The sequence below is a fragment of the Spirosoma aureum genome, from assembly GCF_011604685.1.
In the GTDB taxonomy this organism is placed as follows: Bacteria; Bacteroidota; Bacteroidia; order Cytophagales; family Spirosomataceae; genus Spirosoma; species Spirosoma aureum.
The window spans coordinates 5,492,669-5,514,742 of the sequence record NZ_CP050063.1; the positions used below are offsets into that span (position 1 = coordinate 5,492,669).

The window sequence follows — 22,074 nt, forward strand, 5'->3', positions numbered from 1 at the left end:
GATGCTATGTACTCACGAAAATGCCCATTTACCTGATCAATACCATTCAGACAAATAGACCCACTGTCAATATTTAAACCTGATTTTATGAATATGCCTCCAATTTTACGACAACGGATACAGTTAAAAGCATCGTGCACGATGCTGTGGACTGTGCCCAGGAACCTTCTGTCTATATGGCTTTTATTCGGCCTGGCAGGACTTTTAAGCCCTATTTTAACACAAGCACAATGTCCGACTATACTATCTGTAACTACTTCAGATTGTTACTATGTTGGTGGACAAAGCAAAGCTACTGTAAGTGCTACGATAGGTTGGAACAACACTGGCTCTGAGGATATCCTAGTCCAACTCACTACTCTGACTGGAACACCAATTGCCTCCCGAACATTTAAAACGGGCACCTTTACCCAGGCATATACTGCCACTATTAGTGGGCAGCAAACCATCGTATCGCCCCAGGTTATTGCGTTTGAAATACCCGCTGATGGCTCTAAAGGCCTGGTAAGAGTATTGAGGGGAAGTTGTACACCCAGTACGTTCCTATGGCCTTATACGGCTCCGTCTGCCTGTCAGCCCACGGCATGCCCGGCTAATACGCTAGGTGGAACTGTATATTATGACTTTGATGCCAACGGCATTCAGGCAACCGGTGAAACAGTGGGTGTTCAAAATGTTACCGTTACTGCCTTTCCCAAAATTGGCTCTCCAGTCTCGACTACGACCGATGCGTTCGGTATTTTTAGCCTTACTATTCCGACCACTGCTTATCCCGTACGATTAGAGTATTCGAACATTCCGGCTTTTCTGTCGGGAGGCAAAAGTGGACCCAATGGAACCAACAGTCGCACAACGGTTCAGTTTATCAGTGCACCAACCTGCACCGCGAGTCTGGGCGTACTGAATCAAAACGAATACTGCGAAACCAATCCATTGCTGGCCACACCCTGTTACACGAATGGGGACCCATTAGGAGGAGGCACTTCAGGTACTGCTCCGGCAATTGTTGGGTTTAACTATAATTCAGCGGGACGCAGTGGACCTGAAACATTTATGATAGAAGGTTCTCAGGTTGGGTCAACCTGGGCGATGGCATACAACAAATTTACCAAACGACTCTTTGCATCTGCTACCGTAAAACGCTATACCGGTTTAGGCCCACAAGGTATTGGTGGTATCTATGCCATCGACTTAACGAATCCGGCTGCACCGATCGTATCCAACTTTCTTAATGTAGTCACCGACCTTGGTATTGATGTCGGTAGTATTGGTACGAATTTAGAACGTGGTTTAAATGCCGAACGAACGACGCCCAGCCACGACCCAGTTACCTTTTCAAAGATCGGCAAAATTGGTATCGGTGGAATGGACCTGTCAGATGATAATACTAAACTTTACTTCACCAACCTGTTCACCAATACCGTTCATCAGGTCGATATAACAGCGTATAACAGCAATGGAACCAAACCCACAGCGGCAAACGTAACGACATTTGCGATTCCTGACCCAGGCTGCATCGGCGGTACACCACACAGTTGGGCCTTAAAAGTATATCGGAATAAAGTCTATGTAGGGGGCGTTTGCAATGCTTCCGCAAATTCAAAATCCGCTCTGTCTGCATACGTTTATCAACTCGACCCAGTAGCGAATACATGGACAAAAGTACTTACGATTCCGCTGACCTACCCAAAAGGTTTTGTTTCTTATAATCCAAGTATTACGGGCTGGTATCCCTGGAATGATGATTTATCGACTTTTAATATGATTCCCAGTGGATCCAATTTTGTCGCTTTTTATCCGCAACCCATTTTATCCGACATTGAATTTGACGTTGATGGCACCATGGTGCTGGGGTTCATTGATCGGACGGGTATGCAACTCGGCTTTTTTAACTATGGCTTAACGGGAACAACGTTATACGTAGGCAATGCTGGTGGAGATATATTAAGAGCCTACAACAGCAATAACACGTTCATACTGGAAAACAATGCAAAAGCTGGTCCTGCTACCGGTTATGGAACAGCCAATAACCAGGGGCCTGGATTTGGTGAATTTTACAACGACAACATGTATCAGTTAGATAACCCAAATGTGATATATCATGCTGAAAATAGCGAAGGTGGACTAGCGCTACGACCCGGTTCGGGCGAAGTAGTCACTACCGCTATGGACCCAATTAACCCAAATGATGCATCCGACTACCCGAACGTCATATACTCGGGAGGAGTACGCCATTTAAATAACAACAACGGTGGCGTAAATAGTGCGTTCATCCTTTACCAAACAGCTACTGGCAATAATACACAACCAAACCCAGGCACATTTGGAAAATCAACGGGTTTAGGGGATCTGGAGCTAGTTTGCTCAGCAGCTACTTATCTGGAACTAGGCAACCGAATCTGGAACGATTCCGACCATGATGGCGTGCAGGACCCCAGCGAATTACCCATAGCAGGTGTTATAGTCAATTTATACAATGCCACAACGGGTGCTTTGGTGGCATCCAGGACTTCCTCAGCAAGCGGAGAATATTACTTTTCTACACTATTGGGGGATGCGTTATTACCCAATACGGCCTATAACATTCTGTTTGGAGTGGGTCAGTTTAACAGCGGTACGCAGGAACTGACGGTTAATGCTAATAAATTCAAATTGACGCTAGCAAACGTGGGTGAGGGGAGCATACCTGACCAGAACGACTCGGATGCTGACCCCAATGTGTTGTCTACGGTTCTGGGTGCCCAACCAGGTGGTATTCCACAAATTAACGTCACTACAGGTGATTTTGGCTTTGTCGATCACACTTTCGATGCCGGTGTCTTTTGTTCGGATATCAAGGCAACACTAGCGCCGGTACCCGCCACCTGTACAGCAACAACAGAAAACAATAATGGCCAGGTTAACATCACATCGGTGACGAATGCGAGTCGCTTCGCTGTTAGTATAGGTACGTCTTATACTGGTGTGGCCTACGCTAGTGCAACTGCTATCGGGTCGCTTCCACAAACAGTGGTCAATAATGCGCCCAATGAAGGTCAGACCTATACGGTCCGGTTTTTTAATGGATCTGACAATTGTGTACAGGATATAACGGTGACAGTTGCGCCAAAAAGTTGTACAGTTGTGCCTTGTGTGCTGACTATGCTCGTCACACCTGGTCTGTGCCAATCGGCTACCAACAGCTACGTCCTGTCAGGTACTGTCAACGCCACCAACCTTCTCAGCAGTGGCACACTTTCGATTACCTCAGCAGCATTTTCGCCACGAAGTCTGACATTGCCTGCAGGCAATTCTACGGGAACCTTTAGTTATTCTGGATTAGTCAGCAATGGGCAGGACTATACAGTTACTGCCAGCTATTCAAATTCGGCCTGCTCTGTAAATCAGACATTCACTGCCCCGATCTCCTGTTCGATAGCACCCGTCTGCTCGATGAGTGCGGTGGCTACGCCAGGGCTCTGTGCCACGGCTACCAACGCCTACTCAGCCACCGCTGTGGTGAGGCTGACCAACCCCACGCCCGGTGTGCTCACCGTCACCAATGGGGCTCAGAGTTTGACCACCACCATTGCCAGCGGACTCAACAGTTTCTCCTTCACGGCGGTTTTCAACGGTCTCGTCTCCGATGGTCAGAGCCATACCGTGACGGCCAGCCTGCCCGGTTGCTCCACCACCACGGCCACCTATACCGCCCCGGCATCGTGCACCATAGCCCCGGTCTGCTCGATGAGTGCGGTGGCTACGCCGGGGCTCTGCGCCACGGCCACCAACGCCTACTCGGCAACGGCCCTCGTCACCCTGACCAACCCCACGCCCGGTGTGCTCACCGTCACCAACGGGGCTCAGAGTCTGACCTTCGCCACGACGGCTGTGAGCTCAGCCACCTTCACGGCCACCTTCAACGGCCTCACCTCCGATGGGCAGAGCCATACCATGACGGCTAGCCTACCCGGCTGTTCGACCACCACGGCCACCTATACCGCTCCGGCTGCCTGCTCGGTAGCGCCAACAGCCGGACTGGGTGACTTCGTCTGGAGTGATACCAACAAGAATGGTAGTCAGGATGTCGGTGAAGCCCCCATCCCCAACGTAGTGGCGACCCTGTTCATCAATGGGGTCAGCTCGGCCACCACCCTGACCAATGCCACCGGCTTCTACTCCTTCACCGGACTCACACCCGGATCGAGTCTCTCCTACTCGGTAGGCTTCACCGCCCCCAACGGCTACACCGCCACGCTGGCCAATGTGGGCGATGACACCAAGGATTCGGATGCTGACCTTATTACCGGGAAAACTCAGGCCATCACCCTGACCGCGGGTGAGTTCAATCCGACTCTGGATGCGGGCTTCTCTGGAACTAACCCAGAGCTCAGTCTGGACAAACGGGTCGACAAGTCGAAAGCTACCCTCGGTGAGGTCCTCTCCTACAGCCTTGTGCTCACCAATACCGGCACCACGGTGGCTACCAATGTGGTCGTTCAGGACTCAACCTCTGCGGGCCTGAGCTACGTGCTCAATTCGGCCACCGCTCCGGTGGGCACTACCTTTACCCAGGGTACACCCATCAGCCACTGGACAATCGCCAGCCTCAATCCGGGCCAGAGTCTGACGCTTACCGTCCAGGCCAAAGCTGATAGCAGTGGTATCCTCTACAATACAGCCACGATTCCAGGGGATACGGCGAAAGTCTGTACATCGATCCCGGTCAAAATGTGCCTCGGTGATGAATACACCCTGACCGCACCTGTGGGACGACCCAGCTATCGATGGTTTAAGGATGGTATCCTTATCCAGGCTCAGTCTAGTAATGAGTTAGTTGTAAATGAACCGGGAGCCTATACACTGGAATCGGCTGTACTGAACGGTTCATGTCCTACATTCTCGTGCTGCCCCTTCATTTTAGAACTCGATACCCTACCGAACTATCAGGCGGTAGCCGTAGCTGCGACCTGTCAGGGCAATACGCCCCAAAACAACGGACAAGTGGTGCTAAGCCAGTTCAATCCGAAACACACCTATCAGTATTCGCTAGGAGCCTCCTTTAACCCTGCGGCTTCGCTTTCGGGTCCGGCTCAGGTGATTCCAGCCAATGGCGTGCTTGCTAGCACACTGGCGAGTCCTGGGGTGGCAACCGCTTATACAGTGCGTGTCTACAACCAGTCAGGTTGTTACTCAGACATGACCGTATTATTGATGCCAACGGTGTGCGGTTGCCCAGCTGAAATCTGTGTGCCTTTCATCCTACAGCAAACAAAACGGCCTCAGCGAATCGGCGATCCGATCCGCTAACACGTGGAATCCACTTTGCAAGCTATTTACGAATTAATAATTGCTTAGTAAGCCTGGATCACATTCGTTTAATATAATCACCCCTTACTGATTCAATAAGGGGTGATTATTCTAAACCAGACCGCACTCATTCAATACAACAGCCCATTTTTTACACCAAACTCTATGGATTCATTAATACCTTTTTTAAATGCGCTGGATTCATTCACTAATCTTCAACAGGCTGTACTCCGTTCGCTGGAAGAAGATAAGAAGAAGGCTACTTTGATCTGTTCGATTGTGGGATTAAGCTATAATAGCATTAAGCTCCGCTATAGAAATCCGCTACTCTGGCGCATCAATGAGATTCATTTACTGGCTAATCATTATCAGTTGCCGACAACTGCCTTTACACAGTTTTACAGCAATTTGCCCTTGTTAATAACGCTTTTGAATGGCATATCAAATTCACAACGAAGACAGTTCTCCCGCTTATGCGGGTTAAAAATCAACCGGTTATCTAATCGATTAGAAATGGATTGGACTGTTGGGGACGTACTAAAACTCCGGCAAGGGCTTACACAATTGGTAAATCATAGTTAGTAGTCAGGCACTTGTTTAGTGCATATTCCTGGTATCTCGATCTTTAAATACAGCTTTTTGAATACATAGTCATACAACGAATACGTAAACACTGATTCTTCTAGAGTCAGTGTTTTTTGTTGATACAGCAATGAATAAATACCATTTTTCAATTTACCATTGAGTCATTTTTTTGCGGTCAATGAAAATCGATTGACGGAAACGGATAGCCAATATGAACAATAACCTGATCGCCAATTATTGGGCCAATAACTTTTTTTTCGCTGTCATTCAGTAACGCAGGCAATCAAACGGCCGCATTGGAGCAGTGGTTAGGACCAGACAATATTGCCAGCCTTAGCTCCGGCTCCTTTTGTTAAAATTGGTGCTTACTATGCACTACGAGCCAGTGTTGGTATAATTATTGTTGAGACCCCGTATTCGCTAACCCAGACTGGTAATGCCTGTTTAAGGTTTCAAAAGTCATAGAGTTGTGTGCTGGCTGTAGTAAAATTCCCTCCGCAATCCTTGTTTCCGGCGACAAAACGTTATGTGCATTCGTGTTTTAATGGACAGTAATTCGAGCACTCTGAAATGTATTGAGGAGGTTAATGCTGGTATTCTGGTAGAAAGCCCGGATCAGCTGCCCTCCAGGTTACGGTTCGTTCGGCAGGCATACCTGTCAACTGATTTTTAGTCGCATTGACGGAATTGAAAGTCGTCAGATTCTGTCTTCTGCGGCTTCAGTCCAGATTGGGTGTGCCTTTAAAAGGGCAGTTTTAATAATCTGTAACTAAGTCATTATAACCCAGTAATTAATTTTTCCTGACCATGAGATCAACAATCTTGACTGGTGTCGAATCTCATTTCTAATTTTCTATTCATGGTGCTTATGTTGCCCTCTTGCCCTGGAAGTATGGCAAAAAAAATTCCGGCCTATGTGTAAATAATAGGCCGGATCTTGATAGTGTTAATGGTAGATTCCATCTGTGGAGAAGCGGAAATCGCCATTCATTATGACAGACATACGCAGAAAAGCGGTTCATAGATTCGCCAAGCCTTATCGTACAAATGTTGTTCAACGCCTGGCCCTGGCCAGTTAAAGGACCGACCAACAACAATAGTCTACTTATGCTACTGGCTTGATTGTTGTTAGTGGCAATGCTATCCACGAATATGAAAACAAGTCATAGCATGGCCATGAAAACAAATAAGCAGGAGCCGGAACCAACACCTACTATTGATGATATAACTAAAGAAGCAAAACGGCTTTATGCCATGGGATTTAGCCTGAAGAACGCCGTTTGGCTAGCGATTACTACTCTACGTGGTAAAACAAAGAATCAATAAAACGTACGTTAATGATAGGACTTACAGAACATCCCAAACAGTAAAGTGCCAATAGTTTTCAACTATTAACAACTGATTTACCTTCTTCGGGTTACTAAGTCGATTTCCTATGTAATCGATTACAGGTCACTTTACAGTCATTACCTTTTCAGCTAACTCCAGCGCCAAAAGACTAGCTAAATATTACGCACATATACCATTGAATAGATAATCACATATCCTTCGCAAACTACTACTTTAATCATATTAAATAAAGAGTCTAAAATCGCTAAATTATTTTACACTCATGAATTAACCGTATAATATAGTAAGTTAGCCAAGTACAATCAATTTGATTTGCGATAAAATAAAACAAAAAAGTACAATTAGCGGCCATTTTTCACTAAAAATAAACTTCTTTCTCTATTTATGCCCACTCTATAATCGTACTGCGAATATGTATGCCTTAAAACGATTCCACACGAAACGAACGGTTGGCCAATATTTTGGACGGCTTCATGACTCGCAGATACAACCTTTTTTAAAAGCAGGATGGCCGCAATTGTTAAACCATCCGGATACCGTCAACATAATGGTTGCCGAACGGATAAACATCTGATTTACAGTACTGTAGTTGCGATTTTTCACTAAATCCTACCAGTTAGACAACTTTGCCGGAATTAATCTCTGCATTGATTTATTACCCAAAGACTGCCTAAGCGTTTTTTATTCCCGCTTCGGTCGTCCGGTCGCGCAAACAGTAGTACCCGGAGTTGGGCGAATCGTTTTCATACCTAAATCGATTGTCAACTCCGATCTGGTCGATCTCCAGAAAGACGGTCTGCTCCGACTGGCGTACTCCAGTAATTAATTCATGCTTCCTCCGTTAACAAATCCAGCATGAGCCGGGTTAATTTCCCCACAGGACTTTCGCATAAAGCCGTACCACGGTCGCTCATACGCCTTTCAGTCGGTGACTGACCAGGTTTTTTATTTTGTTATCAATGCGTTTTAAAGACCGAAGCGACGCCGGCAAGGTGTTAGCCCAACTGCTTGCCCGCTATGACCGAAAGGACAACAGCCTCGTATTGGCATTGCCACGCGGTGGTGTGCCGGTTGCCTATGAAGTTGCCATTCGACTCCATTGCCCGCTTGACGTTTTTATCGTCCGCAAACTGGGCTTCCCTACGCTGCCAGAGTTAGCTATGGGGGCCATTGCTTCGGGGGGCCTACTAGTTCTGAACGAATCGCTGATTCGATCAAAGGGTATTTCGCAGGAAGCGATTGCTCAGGTTGTTAAGGTAGAAAGTCAGGAATTAGTGCGTCGCGAACGCGAGTATCGTGCCGGTAAACCTTCACAAATCATAAACGGGAAAACAATTTTCCTGATCGATGATGGCTTGGCAACGGGTGCCAGTATGAAGGCTGCCCTACTAGCCGTCAAGCAGCAAAACCCAACTCAACTTATAATAGCCGTACCGGTAGCAACCGAACAATCCTGTGACGAATTAAGGCGCGAAGCCGACCTCGTTATCTGCGCCAGAACACCAGAACCATTCTATAGTGTAGGTTATTGGTACGATGATTTTTCGCAGACAACCGATTACGAAGTACATAATTTATTACAGAAAGCCACCGCTATTGACCTGAGCTAGCCTTACAAAAGCGAATTATTTTGGCAGCTCAGGCTAAATGCCATGAAACAGTTCAAACCTTGCCCAGGAACTAATACGGGTAAACTAATCCAATGTACCTGTAACGTACTAAGAAACAACTCTATCACTGGTCAAACTGTCGGGTTTTCTCAGGTAAACATGTTAGAATATCCTGGTGTAAACACCATACATAGCAAACATTTTAGTAAGGACATTGATTTATATGAGTATTAAAATGTTTAATAATTGAGTATGAAATCCGATAACAAATGGGTAGCCCTGCTAGACGAAGATCAGGACGACTTTATGATACTTCAACAGGGAATAAATACGTGGGCTCCCAATCTGGAATTACATTGGTTTAAGTCGTTTACTCAATTTGAACAATTATTACAGACAGACATGAACTTACCGAGTTCCATTGTGCTAAATGGAATTTCACCTACTGGTTCAGAAATTGACTGGATCAAGCGATTTAAGCTTGACAGCCGTTTAGCTAAAATTCCAATCATCATTTTAACGGAAGAGTATTGGGAAGCCCAAAACCAGTTATACCGAGCAGCAGGTGTGTTCGATTATCAACCTAAGCCCGTTAGCCAAAGTGATCTGAAACACTTTATTGGCAGAATAAGCGATAGTATCACTATTTAGGCAGGATACCACTTTTTCAGTTTAACTCAATGAATCTCCGTTGCACCGGCTTTTCGGCTTCTTCATTGCGTTTGTCATTATTACTAATTGTCTGCTCTAAACACTAAACCCCGTTACTTACTCAACATGGCTATTGCCTTCGCCAACACAACATCGTGGCCAGCAGCCAGATCGTCTTTGGGATTGACGACTCGTTGCTTCGGTTCGATTCCGATGCCCTCGTAGCTCTTGCCGTCAGCCGCTCTGAAATCACCAGAACTAAGGGCATAAATCCAGCCATTAGGTAGCTCCCGTTTTGGGTTATCAGAAAAAACGCCAAATGTGGTGTCGCCAATGTGAGTTACATTGGCATTCTGGCGCATGGCCAGTGTAAATGTCTCGCCCGCACTTTGCGTAATTCGATTGGTCAGCAACACGACCGGTTTTGCATATCGAAACGTCCCAGCCGGTTCCACGTACCAGTCAACAGCTGTTGTAAAATCCGTATGCCTTGGTCCATTTCGAAAACGGGTTTTCATAAATAGCTTACGGGTAGAAGCAAACCGGTTGGCCACCACCTGTCCTGAGCGATCATCACCCCCGGCCAGATTCCGAACGTCGATAACAATTCCTTTGGTATCGGCCAGGGCAGCCAGCGTTTCGTCAACAGCCCGTTCATAGAATTTTGGGTTCTGGCCCAAATCCACGAAATAGAGATAACCAATATTCCCGTCTAGTTTTCCATAGAGCACGTTAAGCCCATCAGCGGTGCCGATTTCATGACTATCTGTTATGTATTTCTTTACGACCTTCAGGTCAAATTCATTGGTTGGATAGTTGGGGCCACTATCGTAACGTCGATAATCCGGACCGGGTTTTACCAGCCAGACATGGCCGTCGTTTAGTTCACCCAGCATCTGAGCAATCACATCAAATAACTGATTATCCGTCATTTGTGGTTTTACCAGCGGCCGATATTTTTCATAAACAGCGTTCCAGTCTATCTGTTTCACGGCAAACTGACCATACATCCGGTCAAATTCCTGCCAGAGTTGATCGAAATTTGATTCGGGCGTATTGACTGGCTCCGGGCCTACCGTCAGGTCGTTGCAGGCAACCAACAGCATTGCCAGCAAACTTAAAAATATCGTCTTTATGGAGTATATCGTCGAGGATTTCATCGGGTTTGCCATTGAAATTTGTAGATAACGGAAAGATTAGCCCGGTGGGTTGCCGATCGGATCAGTTGCGGTTCTGTATAGCGTAGCCAATTGTACTGATAGTCGGTCTGGAACGCGACCCACTGGTTTAGCTCAAACCGATAACCGATACCGACCTGCGGATTCAGGAACCGATTGACAGTTACCCACTGCGATCCACTCAGAAAAGACGAAGCATTCGACCGGTTCGGCTCTGAAATAACATTGCTATAGGGCATTCGGCCAATGAATGCGATTAGGGGGAGTGAAAACCCGGCACTTAGTGAATGCTTCCGGCCAAGCGTTAATCTCGTCTTATACAACACCGATAAAGTGGCTGTATTCAGTGCCCAGGTCGATAAAACGAGCCCGTCTGCATACCCAAACGAATCGCGAATACCCAGTCCAAGCCAGCTCGTCCGGTCAGTTGTTCGTTGAATGAGCCGGTGGTAATCAAGCTCGACTTGTCCAGCATATAATGTTGGAACCACCCACAGGGGTTGCTCTTGTTCAGACGAAAATTTAATCGATCGAATGCCTAAACCGGGAGCAATAAAATCGCCCAGACCAGCCTGAGCCGCAATGTACCACTGATTTTTTGTCATTAGCCGGGTATAAGCTATACGAATACCGTTCAGGTTTGCCACATACAGCATTGGTGACGCCTGTAAATCCCGCATCTTGTAGGTTTCGCGGTTGTAACCGATTTGAAATTCCGAGACGGGGTGCGGAGTTTGTCGTATAAATGGCTCCTCTGGTGCCTGAGCAACGGCACCAGAACACCCAAGCGACAGCCAGACTGTCGTTAACAGATTTTTCATAAAAGACTGTTTTGATAAGGTTTATTCCGCCTTCGTCAGGGGCGACTTCTGCGATTGAGCAAGCTTTAGGGCATATTCCATGATTCGATCGTACCGATTCAGAATGTCATCGATAGTAGGGTCAACCGGGTGGTCAGGAATGATGCCCCGGCCCTGATGCGGGTAATCAGACACATTGGCCATGTGAAAGCCAAACATGCCAATACCCAGGTCAATTTTAGAATTGGGTAATTGCGTAATTGCAAAGAGACCGCTGGTATCGAGCTTATAGCCTCCTCCGGTTTCCTGCCCAACGAATGTTACTCCGCCAGATCGGGATTTTCGATCGGCGTGTAATCGAGCAGCGAACTCAGAGGTTACTGAAAAACTGGTCCCATTGATCAGCGCGTAGAGGTTGCCATGATAGGCATCACGGTTAGGTTTCTGCATTTTCAAACCCCGCTGCTTTGTAAATACGTAACCGTCGCCCTGTTTCTTTACTGCCAGCCACCGAAATTTCATGTACAGCTTCGATGTCCAGACGGGAAACGAATATTTTTTCTTCTGGCGAACACGGATGTGATCATAATAACGAAACGGCTTTTCGGCAAAATACGTAGCCAGTAAAACGCCCCACGACTCCTCCCCTCCTTCGTTATGGCGTAGGTCAAGGACCAGATTCTGAATACCTTTCTGCTTGATTTCCCGAAAGGAATCTTTCAAAAAGGAACTGAAATCCGGATCGCTTTTATCAGCCCAGAAGCGTTCAATGGTCATTACGGCTGTATTCGAATCTTTGTGTGTCAACCGAAATGGTTTTTGACCAGTGGGTTTATTCTTCGCGACATAGGTTTTGATACCGGCTTCGGTAACAGCCGGTAAAGCAGCTTTTGTTTCTCCATCACGGGTTTTAAAAACCACCTCGAACGTATCAGGCGATGCAATAAAGGTGGCATAGTAGCCCGAGAAGTACTGATTCAGATCTTCGTATTTGCCACCTACGCGATTGCCATCGGCAAACGTCATGACTGAAAGCAATTTCTGAATAATCGCAGCAATCGGTTGCCCATCGATCGAGACAATTTCAGCCCCGGCAGGAACATTACCTGTGCCGTAGTTTCCGGTTACCCACGCTTTCTCGCCCAGAAAATACAGTTTCAGCGGAAATAACTTTTCGGTAGCAAATGGATAATGTTCATCCCGGCCCGATACTATCCATTTTATGTGCCCATCACGTAAAGCAACCAGCAAGGGAATCATGGCCACGTAAAACTCCTGCCGGGTCATTGGCTGGTTCAATTTCGCAGCCGCCACTGCAAAGAGTGAATCAAACGTGGGTTTGGGCGTATAGCGATACATCTCCGGATGAACTTCGTTCAAGGCTGTCCGGAATCGGGCGAAATCGGTCTGGAGTTGTTCTGGCGTCAGTGTCTGCCCGGCAAGCGGCAAACAGAAAATCAGCATGAAGCAGGAAATTAAGAGGCTTTGTTTCATTAGTTGTCGTTTGGTTTGTGCTAACGACACAAAACTGGCAAGCGTAAAATTTTGCCAAAACAAAGTCACTACCGAATGGCCCGTATTCACGGCTGGAGCGTCGATTTTATTCACCCAACCAAAGCTTAAATTCACCCGCTTTTTCGCGGCTAACCACCACTTCTTCGTCAAAAACCGGACGCATATCAACTTTAAGCTTCCCATTAAAGTACAAATGTACCTTATCCACCGACCGCAGTTCGGCAATGATCTGCCGGTTAAGTCTAAAAAACCGCCGGGGATCAAGCATTTGCGATAACTCATCCAGTGTATAGTCAATCAGCCATTCTGAGCCTTCCTTCGTTTTCAGGAACGACATCTTATTTCGGGTTACAAAATAGGCAACCTCGTCGACTTCGATTGAAAACAGCCGCTGCCCCTGCTTGATCATAAAACGATCCCGATAAGGCTGATTAGCTTCATTCATGCCAGAAATCAGGGGCGGTGCAGCTGGCGCAATCAACGGTGTTTCCCGCAACTGCTGGAGCAGCCCTGCCAGAGAAGCTTCCAGTCCCGACGGACCAGCTGTTCCCGTTTGGCTTACCAATACCTCCTTAAGCGCCTGAAGTTTGGCCAATGCCCGACGCAGGTCATCTTCTTTTATTGGCTTCAGCAGATAGTCTATACTGCTGACTTTGAAGGCCTTAATGGCATATTCGTCGTAAGCTGTTGTAAACACAACGGGGCTGGTAATGGCGACATGGTTGAAAATATCAAAACTCTGTCCATCGGCCAGTTCAATGTCCATAAAAATCAGATCTGGCTGAGCATTCGATCGTAGCCAGTCAACCGACTCGTCGACACTAACTGTCATACCCACCACAATGGCCGTTGGCTCTATATCCAGCAGCAATCGCTGAAGTTTTCGGGCAGTCAGTTCTTCGTCTTCAATGATGAGAATGGTCATAGCGGGTTTCGTGAATAAGCGGAATCATCACCTGAAAGTGCTCATCGGTTTGCTCGACAACCACGGGCGGTTGGCCAAGAAGCCGGTATTTGGCCGTAATATTGGCCAGTCCTGTCCGGTTTGAAGGCACCAGATTTTGTTTCTTCCTGACGGTATTGCAGACAAACAGGCGCCGGGCCTGATCGGTATAAATCCGGATCACCAACGGTCTGTTTGGCAAAGCAGCATTGTGTTTGACGGCATTCTCGACCAGCAGTTGCAGGGTCAGGGGCGGAATGAGTAACGAATAATACGGCTCATCGACCGATATCTCTAACTCAACACTTCGGCCAAAACGCATTTGCAGTAAATGGAAATAGGCCCGGATAAACTGCAATTCACTGTCCAGGGTAGTTAATGGCTGTTCGTTGGTCTGGAGTACGTAGCGATACACCAGCGCCAGTTCTTCGATAAATCGCTCAGCCTGTTTGGGATTTTCGCTTACCAGCGATGAGAGTGTACTGAGGCTATTAAAAAGAAAATGAGGATTGATCTGTGCTTTCAGCGAGTCGAGCTGGCTTTGAAGCGCCTGTTTCTTCAGTTGTTCGGCTTCGTAGTAGGTGACCCACCACTGCCGATAAAGATACCGCGCTTCGTAAATCGTGGCCATCGGTACGGTAAACAGAAATGGAATCAGCGTATTCAGCCAGTAGGCTCGCTCGCTCATTGGGTAACCCCAAAATTCGGTAACGTCGTACAGATAAACGATGCCCACCCGTTGAATAATCGTCGTCACGGTGAACCAGACCACCTGTTCAATGATCCGGGGTGTTGTCTGGCTAAGTTTTGGGTAATGCCGACGCGCCCGGATAATACCCAATCGGGCCATCTCCCAAATCAGTACGCACTCCACCAGACTCACTCCCAACGCCATCCAGCGACTGATGTGATGAGCGTCGTTGTCGGGTTGAAAGAAAATAAAATTAGATACGATTGAAACGAGGGGTATCCCCACCAGTCGCAGCCAACGGTCGTTCAGCTTTTCCATTCGTTAGTAAATATATTCCCGGTGGCTCTGAAGCAAAAGCAACCAGCGACTCAACCGTCGGAAATACGGGCTGAACTGTCGGAAGATGTACCGCTTTCAGTCTATAGTAAACAGTAAGCAGTCTTTAGTTGGCAGTGAGTTATCACTAATTGCCAACTAAAGACTGCTTACTGCATCATAAACCGGATAGACCGTATTGCCATTTACCAAACCGGCTGGCCCATGTGACTGGTAATAAGTAATTGATGCAACGCCGGCGTCAGCTAATGCGATCAAACTCTGGCGGGTCCATTCGGCACCGAATTCGGTAGCCTGGCGAGGGTCAGCCACGGTGGTCTGGCGCTCGTTGGCCACATTAGCGACAGTAATATTGCGGGGTTTAAAGGCAACCGGAGAAATATGAATTGGCTTACCGCTACTGAACTGTCGGGCCGTTAGCACCGTTGGCAGCAAACCAGCAATATTCTCCGTAATGGTCAGATCATCAGTTGCATGTGCCTGTGGACAAACCGAATAAGTCACAAAATCAACCAGGTCCGTGTTGAAGTGATTACGGTTCAGTACGGCAAAATGATCATCGGTTCCACCCCCGATTGCCAAGTTAGACCATTCTGTCCGTAACACAGGTACGACCGTTTTTAGCAATTCGTTTGACGTTGTCAGCGTAGTTGCCTCAAATAATAGTATCGAGCCTACATCGGCGTTTTGTTCCCGTAAAACAGTTTGCAACAAGTAGAGTTGAGTCAGTGGTTCTTCACCAAAAAATACGGCCAGTTCGATTGGCACCTCCAGTAGTTCAGCATCAGCAATGGCGTCGCTTAAAAGCTGCTGCCAATTCGATAGACTGAAAAACACATCGGTTCGTAAATGCGACAGATGTAGTGGTTTCAACAGATCGGCTTCGATGGTGGTTAGTGACGGGCCGTCCGTTCGCTGTCCTACACCAATTAGCGGTCGGGTGGGTTTTGCCGAATCTAGTGCAGCAGCCAATTTCTGAGATTCTGGGACCGACAGTTCACCAATAAAATTCTGTTTGGTCTGACCAAATACCACCTGCTGCCGAAACTCATCGCCAACAGAAACGGCTACTGGAAATGGTAATGCAACGGGCGTTGAATAGGTTTTAAAAGATGCATCGGTCCAGTTTCGCTGATCTTCCATTTCGAATACATCACCCGAAAAATCCAGTTGCCAAACCGAGCCTGAAGCGGATTGCCAGCGAAACGTCTTCATCGCAAGAAAAGGCTGGTTTGGGTTAATGAACGTCGGAAAATGGCCTTTGGTCAGGCTTCCATCCGGGCTGGTAACCTCGGCAGATTGCCCCAAAACGTCGTGGGCCGGATGCAGAACACAAAGACCTATCCGATTCTTTTGAAAGTCATTTACGGCTTTCCCGTAGAAATCGACAGTAATCACGCCATCTGTATTCCCCTGAATAGCAACGTGTCCTGTCATCTGAATCCCCAGATCGTCGGTTTTCCAATCGTAGTTAATCCGAAATGAATCCGGGCTTTGTTCGATTGTTTCATTCAGAATTACCAGCGTTGTTGTTTGCCAGTTTCGGTCGCGGATGGCTACGTAAATCATGCGAAGGATTTCCGAATCGCCAACGGTCATATACCGTAAAAAGCCGTTCTCATAGCGAACCTGCATTGGACCGGCCTGTAAAAAATGGGGCATAGGGCTAAGTCTATTTACTTCTATCAAGGAAAAAATGGGCCTGAGTTAACTATTGAAGGCTAAAAATTAGTAAATCCCGGAAGTCGATGGATCGTATATCAGTTATAAACACAACATCCTTTTCTTTTTAATCAAACAGAACGCATTCAGGATGTAGTACACTAGTACAATAACTATCTTGCTATACTTTATGAAAAAAGACTACCCCCGACTTCTAAACACGCCGTTAGCCGGATGACAAGCCCCAAAATCAACGCGCTTTTCCAACAGTTTGCAGCTATAAACGTGGGCGTCATTGGCGACTTTGCCGTAGATCTCTATTTCGACCTTCAAACCAAAACCGGCGAACAGTCACTGGAAACAGACCTGGAGGTTTTCTGGGGTAGTCAACCCAGAGCTTCACTGGGTGCTGCGGGCAATGTTGTCCAGAATCTGGTTGCGTTGGGTGTAGCAAATGTTCAGGTCATCGGTTGTATTGGGAATGATTTATTCGGGCGGGAAATGCTGCACCTGTTCTATTCGCTGGGTGTGAATACCGACCTTTTACACATACCCCCCGAAAACTGGGATACGTGCCTGTATACCAAGCCGAATTTGAATGGACAGGAAGCTAACCGGATCGATTTTGGCATCAACAATCGCGTATCTGACCCCTTTTTCCGTTCATTGATGATCGGGTTGGAGCAAGCACTCTCCACGCTTGACGTACTCATCATCAATCAACAGTTTGCCAATCCCCTGTTGACGGAAGAGCGTATGTACCAGATCAATGAGCTGATCGCCCGTTTCCCTACGGTTCGGTTTGTAGCCGATATGCGAACCGTAGGAACGCAGGTTTTCGGGGCCACACTAAAAGTGAACACCGCCGAACTCGCCCGTTTTCTGGGCATCGATCATCCCGATCATCCGGACATCGACTGGTGCATTCGGCACGGGAATGCCTTTCGGGAGCGTAGTGGCGGCCCCTTGCTGATTACCCGTGGGCAGGCAGGCATACTTTACATCGATCAGGCAGAAATTCAGGCAATCGACGGTCTGAACCTGACAGGTCCGTTAGATACCGTTGGCGCAGGCGACACCGTTGTAGCAACCTGGGCTGCCTGCCTGGGCGCTGAAGCAGCACCTGCTCATGCCCTTAAACTCGCGAATCTGGCAGCCGCCGTTACTGTTCAGAAATGCAATCAGACCGGAACGGCCAGCCTCTCCGAAATCCTTGCCTTACATCAATCCCACTATTCCGATGACTAAAGATACCTTCCATCAGCATCTTCAGGAACTTCACCTCCATCTGACCGAAGAATTACTTCCTTTCTGGATAAGCCGAACCGTGGACGACGAAAATGGTGGGTTCATCACTCACTTTGATCAGTACGGTTATGACTCAGGCGAAGATGAAAAATCGCTCATTGCCCAGACCCGCTCCATCTATACCTATGCGTCGGCCCATCGGGCGGGCTATGGGTACGGAAAGCTGGCAGAGCTGGCCCGGCATGGTGTCGATTACCTGCTAAGCCAGTTATGGGACGAAGAGTATGGCGGTTTTTACTGGATGACCAACCGGAAAGGGGACGTTATTAACGATCAGAAAATCGTTTATGGGCAAAGTTTCGCCATTTATTGCCTGAGCGAATATACACTGGCTACGGGTGATCCGCGCGGGGTTAAATACGCCCGGCATGTATTTGATCTGCTACAGAAATATGCGTCGGATACAACATACGGTGGTTATTTTGAGATGTTCGACCGCGAGTGGACGCTCAAAGGGCCCGGTTCGGCCGGGGGCGACCGCAAAACGCTCGATGCGCATATGCACCTGATGGAAGCATACACGACTCTCTATGAATGCACGAAGCAGCCCATCCATCGGCGAAAATTGCTTGAAGTCATCGAGCTGTTGGTCCATAAAATCATGCATCCGATATATGGGACGGGTGTGCCTCAGTTCTGGGCAAACTGGGAGGTCGCCCCGCAGATAAAATTTGATGTGATCTGGGGCTGGGACCGCTTCACGGAAGATGGTGTCAAACGGGAAGCCGAAGACAACACCAGTTATGGACATAATGCCGAATTTGCCTGGCTTCTTCTGCACGCTATGGCCGTCCTGGAAATACCTATTGACACCTATCGCGATCAGTTATTGAAAGCCTTTAGTCATGCCGTTGACCATGGTGTCGATTGGGAGCTTGGTGGTGTTTTCGTCGAAGGCTCACACTCGGGCGAGGTCTATGATCGGGAAAAAGAGTTCTGGCAACAGGCCGAGGTGCTGATCGGATTTTTAGATGCGTACCGGATTTTCGGCGACGAACGCTACTGGAAAGCCTACGAAAACGTTCACCGGTTTGTTCTGGATAAAATGGTCAACCATCCGGTCGGCGAGTGGTGGCCGCTGATGACCCGGCAGGGCGTTCCGATCTGGACTCACATGAGCCACTCCTGGAAAATCAATTACCATACCGTACGGGCAATGGTGCAATCGATCCGAAGACTGGATGTTCTCATGGCAGGTCAACACGTTGCGCTTTAGGTCGATAAATTCGTGGTGTCACGCTCTCAAACCGGACACCACGAATACAATCTGTGACCGAATTAATCCGTTTGCACCGAACTGGAACCGCTCAGGCGCTGCTTCACCGAAGGTGCACCCCGATAGCGAACGTTGCTGGCACCGCTGGCATCGATATCCAGCGAACTGGAAACACTAACGTTCGCTTTGCTGGCTCCGGACAGGTCCAGATTGGCGTTATTTACGGGATAGGCAAATGCCTGCAAGGTCGACGCCCCCGACAGATCGGCTCCGAGTGCCGCTCCTACTCCACTCAGTTGCAGATTCGATGCCCCCGAAAGAGTCAGATTCGTTTGCTTAGCCTGAACGGCAAACTGCCCCTTCGACGCCCCCGATAGCTCAATATCCAGTTCGTTCAGATTCGTAAACCCGGCGATGGACGATTGGCTGGCCCCCGAAAATGAAACACCCCGCAAGGTTGGCATGGTAATGGTAAATGACGTTTCGTACTGCCGATTTCGTGAATTGCGATACCGCGCATACAAGGTACCGTTGCGGGTATACACATCGAGGTCGTCTAAGTTCCGACGGTCGCCTTCTGCCAGAATCCGAAAGTCACTACCCGGCTGAACCGTGATGGTAAAGGCGCTGCCCATATCGAGTCGATCGAAATTGGCCAGTCCGAATGTTTGCTGATCGCCCTGAAACGGGCCAATATCCTCACGGCGCCAGCCGCAGGAGCTTAATCCAATGAGTAATAATGCAGTACAGATTAGCTGAGAAAATGTAGTACGCTTCATGATCTTAATGATTGTTGTTCAAGTAGAAGCGAGTCCGTATTGTGGGCTAAACCGTTTCTGGGAAAGAATTTAGCGAACAAACTACCCGTCTTCCTGATCATGACAACCGCCTGAAGGGATACCCCTATGTGTATTCTAAAATTTTTCTCCCTGTTGGCTTGCTACATGGATCTGGCGTCCATCGGCGAGTACAGGCAACGGCGTTAACTGTTCGAATTTCCGAATCGTAGCCCAACCTGAAAGCCAATCCAGCCCCAGTTATAGGTTCTGCCAAAGTCAGAAGCGCGATTATCATACAGTGAGATGGCCGGTTGCCTAATCGGCTTACTGGTTTCATTATCCGTGAAATACCAGTTGATAGATGGGCCAAAAGCCAGCGACAAATTCTTGCTGAACCGGGTTTCGATTAGGGTGCTGAACCGGATTTGCTGGTTCCAGCCCGTATCCTTTCCCTGGAAGTAGAACAGGTGGTGCGCCGTTCCTTCAAGGCTCAGCATTGTTCTTTTCGACAGATTAAATGCAGTACCTAATCCATAGCCAGCACTTAATCGGGGACTTCCGACCCGCTCAAAACTGGTACCCGCCGAGAGAATGTTATAAAATTGCCGGACACCCGTTCGGTAGGCGATGTTGAACAAATTAACTTCATCCGAGGAGACCTCGATCCGTCGGTAGCCACCCTTTTGCACATGGCTCAGCAACCCAATTGGTATATTTCCGGCAGAATCGGCAATATTTATCAAGCCAATTTGATGCCCTCCCGTTATGGTTCGCGCCCGGTTGACAATACCGCTGATCTGCCATCCCCGGAGGTCACCATGTGCATAGTTGACCAGACCCGCCAGTTGAAGTCCTTTTATTTTATTTCCGGCAATGTTCATTAAACCGCCTATTTGCGCTACGCCGGGTTGTTCGCCCAGCGTAAAATTAAATAAGCCCCCGACCTGAACCCCCTGCGCCTGTTTTAAATTCATGTTAAACAGGCCACCCAGCTGAACAGCCTGTACTTGTTTCAGATTCACATTGAACGTTCCGGCAGCCTGCAAACCACTTACATCTCCCCCATTTACGTTAAACAATCCGCCCACCTGAACCCCATTGACCTGTCGGCCAACCAGGTTACCCCAGCCAGCGGCCTGAAAACCATGCACATCTCCGCCAACTAGGTTCAGTAGACCACCCACCTCAAAAGCCTGAACACCAAACGAATAGCCCGCCAATACATTCACCGAAAACCGATTGATGATCCGGCCGCTCAACCGGTGGTTCGTGCCGATATAGGGTAAAAACGAAATTTGCCAATCCCGATAGAGCGTATCCCGATTCATGTTAATATCGTGAATTGTCTGTTGTGCCGACACCAACAGTTTCATGACGCCGACCCGCCCCCGATCGAGAATTGACAACGTTTCCTGCCTGGGCATTGTGTCTGCCTGAACAGCTGGGAGCTCCACCGAAACGGCAGCCAGTCCTAATGGCGTGGTCGATCGTGTCGTATCTTCAGTAACACGGATCGGAAGGGCCTGTGCCTGCACCGGAATATTCTGGGGAAGCGGCTTCAGGCGGACATTGATGGTATGCGTAAATTTACCCCTAACCGTCACCGTTTCTCCCACATAAGCCTGTTTCCGCACATCCAGCCGGATCATTGGCAGATCGGTTGGGAGCTTGATTCGGTAATAGCCAAACGGATTACTGACGGTAGAAGCAAGCGTTGTTTTCTCAAAAATACTGGCCTGTCCAATCCGCTCGCCAGTCGTCTCGTCCAGTATGTAGCCATCAAGCAATAGATTTTTAGGCGTCGAATCCGTTTGTTCAGCCCGAAGCAGAATGATATGATTCCCTCGTGCTTTGTACGTCAAGGTGTTTGCAAATACCTGATTCAGTACCTGCCGGACCGGGACATTCGTTAATCGAACTGTAACCAGCGCATTTTTATCGACATGGGCCGGATTATAGGAAAACTCGAAACGTCCGGCACTGCTGATCTGCCGAAGGGCCTCCTCAATGCGCTGGTTGCGGATATCGACCGAAATTAACCGCTCGAGCGGGGGCGTCGACTGCGCCCGTAGCCCGGTAGCGGCAAAAAAGAAAATCAGGAAACTATAAATTCGAAGCGAAACCATTCTAGTGGTAATTTTCAACCAAGACAGCCAATCGG

General features: G+C 48.1%; 16 protein-coding genes. 8 read left to right on the top strand and 8 right to left on the bottom strand.

Translation table 11 applies throughout. From position 1 onward, the window contains the following. Window positions 1-93 precede the first annotated feature (93 nt). The 6 genes from G8759_RS21840 (at window position 94) to G8759_RS21865 (ending at window position 9,485) form a co-directional block, all read left to right on the top strand. A complete protein-coding gene (locus G8759_RS21840; RefSeq protein ID WP_167212412.1) occupies window positions 94-5,289 on the top strand; it encodes an SdrD B-like domain-containing protein in 5,196 nt (1,731 codons plus the stop codon). A gap of 165 nt (window positions 5,290-5,454) precedes the next feature. After that, on the top strand, window positions 5,455-5,871 hold the full coding sequence (locus G8759_RS21845; protein WP_167212415.1) for a hypothetical protein: 417 nt from the start codon (window positions 5,455-5,457) through the stop codon (window positions 5,869-5,871). Between the two features lie 1,155 nt (window positions 5,872-7,026). Then, window positions 7,027-7,200 (top strand): hypothetical protein, encoded by a 174-nt coding sequence (locus tag G8759_RS21850; protein ID WP_167212418.1) that lies wholly within the window; start codon window positions 7,027-7,029, stop codon window positions 7,198-7,200. 613 nt (window positions 7,201-7,813) lie between these two features. Further along, window positions 7,814-8,050: a hypothetical protein gene (locus G8759_RS21855; RefSeq protein WP_167212421.1), complete on the top strand. Its 237-nt coding sequence runs from the start codon at window positions 7,814-7,816 to the stop codon at window positions 8,048-8,050. Window positions 8,051-8,183: 133 nt separating this feature from the next. After that, a complete protein-coding gene (locus G8759_RS21860; protein WP_167212423.1) occupies window positions 8,184-8,834 on the top strand; it encodes a phosphoribosyltransferase in 651 nt (216 codons plus the stop codon). A gap of 252 nt (window positions 8,835-9,086) precedes the next feature. Beyond that, entirely contained in the window at window positions 9,087-9,485 is a 399-nt protein-coding gene (locus G8759_RS21865; RefSeq protein WP_167212426.1) for a response regulator, read from the top strand. Between the two features lie 113 nt (window positions 9,486-9,598). On the opposite strand, the gene G8759_RS21870 is transcribed toward G8759_RS21865, so the two are convergent. The 6 genes from G8759_RS21870 to G8759_RS21895 form a co-directional block, all read right to left on the bottom strand. Further along, window positions 9,599-10,645: a S41 family peptidase gene (locus G8759_RS21870; RefSeq protein WP_167212429.1), complete on the bottom strand. Its 1,047-nt coding sequence runs from the start codon at window positions 10,643-10,645 to the stop codon at window positions 9,599-9,601. Next, on the bottom strand, window positions 10,642-11,484 hold the full coding sequence (locus G8759_RS21875) for a hypothetical protein (protein ID WP_167212432.1): 843 nt from the start codon (window positions 11,482-11,484) through the stop codon (window positions 10,642-10,644). Before G8759_RS21875 ends, G8759_RS21870 begins: the two co-directional genes overlap by 4 nt. Window positions 11,485-11,505: 21 nt before the next feature. Further along, on the bottom strand, window positions 11,506-12,957 hold the full coding sequence (locus G8759_RS21880; RefSeq protein ID WP_167212435.1) for a S41 family peptidase: 1,452 nt from the start codon (window positions 12,955-12,957) through the stop codon (window positions 11,506-11,508). A 106-nt stretch (window positions 12,958-13,063) separates the two neighbouring features. Then, window positions 13,064-13,903: a LytR/AlgR family response regulator transcription factor gene (locus G8759_RS21885; RefSeq protein WP_167212438.1), complete on the bottom strand. Its 840-nt coding sequence runs from the start codon at window positions 13,901-13,903 to the stop codon at window positions 13,064-13,066. Beyond that, window positions 13,884-14,930 (bottom strand): sensor histidine kinase, encoded by a 1,047-nt coding sequence (locus G8759_RS21890; RefSeq protein ID WP_167212440.1) that lies wholly within the window; start codon window positions 14,928-14,930, stop codon window positions 13,884-13,886. Before G8759_RS21890 ends, G8759_RS21885 begins: the two co-directional genes overlap by 20 nt. Before the next feature lie 156 nt (window positions 14,931-15,086). Next, window positions 15,087-16,610, bottom strand: a complete 1,524-nt coding sequence (locus G8759_RS21895) for a hypothetical protein (protein WP_167212443.1) — start codon at window positions 16,608-16,610, stop codon at window positions 15,087-15,089. 234 nt (window positions 16,611-16,844) lie between these two features. Here G8759_RS21895 and G8759_RS21900 point away from each other — a divergent pair, with 234 nt between their 5' ends. Both G8759_RS21900 and G8759_RS21905 read left to right on the top strand, forming a co-directional pair. Then, a complete protein-coding gene (locus G8759_RS21900) occupies window positions 16,845-17,858 on the top strand; it encodes a bifunctional heptose 7-phosphate kinase/heptose 1-phosphate adenyltransferase (RefSeq protein WP_167212447.1) in 1,014 nt (337 codons plus the stop codon). Further along, the gene (locus G8759_RS21905; protein WP_167212450.1) at window positions 17,851-19,134 is read left to right on the top strand and encodes an AGE family epimerase/isomerase; all 1,284 of its coding nucleotides are present in this window, start codon (window positions 17,851-17,853) and stop codon (window positions 19,132-19,134) included. The genes G8759_RS21900 and G8759_RS21905 overlap by 8 nt, the downstream gene beginning before the upstream one ends. A 62-nt stretch (window positions 19,135-19,196) precedes the next feature. On the opposite strand, the gene G8759_RS21910 is transcribed toward G8759_RS21905, so the two are convergent. Beyond that, a complete protein-coding gene (locus G8759_RS21910; protein ID WP_167212452.1) occupies window positions 19,197-19,913 on the bottom strand; it encodes a head GIN domain-containing protein in 717 nt (238 codons plus the stop codon). Window positions 19,914-20,116: 203 nt separating this feature from the next. Beyond that, window positions 20,117-22,039 carry an STN and carboxypeptidase regulatory-like domain-containing protein gene (locus G8759_RS21915; protein ID WP_167212455.1) on the bottom strand — a complete coding sequence of 641 codons (1,923 nt, stop codon included), beginning with the start codon at window positions 22,037-22,039 and terminating at the stop codon, window positions 20,117-20,119. Between the last annotated feature and the right edge of the window lie 35 nt (window positions 22,040-22,074).

Excerpts from the sequence above, each read along its gene's own strand:
- G8759_RS21840 (WP_167212412.1), top strand. The coding sequence starts at position 94 with ATGCCTCCAATTTTACGACAACGGATACAGTTAAAAGCATCGTGCACG.
- G8759_RS21845 (WP_167212415.1), top strand. The coding sequence starts at position 5,455 with ATGGATTCATTAATACCTTTTTTAAATGCGCTGGATTCATTCACTAAT.
- G8759_RS21850 (WP_167212418.1), top strand. The coding sequence starts at position 7,027 with ATGAAAACAAGTCATAGCATGGCCATGAAAACAAATAAGCAGGAGCCG.
- G8759_RS21860 (WP_167212423.1), top strand. The coding sequence starts at position 8,184 with ATGCGTTTTAAAGACCGAAGCGACGCCGGCAAGGTGTTAGCCCAACTG.
- G8759_RS21865 (WP_167212426.1), top strand. The coding sequence starts at position 9,087 with ATGAAATCCGATAACAAATGGGTAGCCCTGCTAGACGAAGATCAGGAC.
- G8759_RS21870 (WP_167212429.1), bottom strand. The coding sequence starts at position 10,645 with ATGAAATCCTCGACGATATACTCCATAAAGACGATATTTTTAAGTTTG.
- G8759_RS21875 (WP_167212432.1), bottom strand. The coding sequence starts at position 11,484 with ATGAAAAATCTGTTAACGACAGTCTGGCTGTCGCTTGGGTGTTCTGGT.
- G8759_RS21880 (WP_167212435.1), bottom strand. The coding sequence starts at position 12,957 with ATGAAACAAAGCCTCTTAATTTCCTGCTTCATGCTGATTTTCTGTTTG.
- G8759_RS21885 (WP_167212438.1), bottom strand. The coding sequence starts at position 13,903 with ATGACCATTCTCATCATTGAAGACGAAGAACTGACTGCCCGAAAACTT.
- G8759_RS21890 (WP_167212440.1), bottom strand. The coding sequence starts at position 14,930 with ATGGAAAAGCTGAACGACCGTTGGCTGCGACTGGTGGGGATACCCCTC.
- G8759_RS21895 (WP_167212443.1), bottom strand. The coding sequence starts at position 16,610 with ATGCCCCATTTTTTACAGGCCGGTCCAATGCAGGTTCGCTATGAGAAC.
- G8759_RS21900 (WP_167212447.1), top strand. The coding sequence starts at position 16,845 with ATGACAAGCCCCAAAATCAACGCGCTTTTCCAACAGTTTGCAGCTATA.
- G8759_RS21905 (WP_167212450.1), top strand. The coding sequence starts at position 17,851 with ATGACTAAAGATACCTTCCATCAGCATCTTCAGGAACTTCACCTCCAT.
- G8759_RS21910 (WP_167212452.1), bottom strand. The coding sequence starts at position 19,913 with ATGAAGCGTACTACATTTTCTCAGCTAATCTGTACTGCATTATTACTC.
- G8759_RS21915 (WP_167212455.1), bottom strand. The coding sequence starts at position 22,039 with ATGGTTTCGCTTCGAATTTATAGTTTCCTGATTTTCTTTTTTGCCGCT.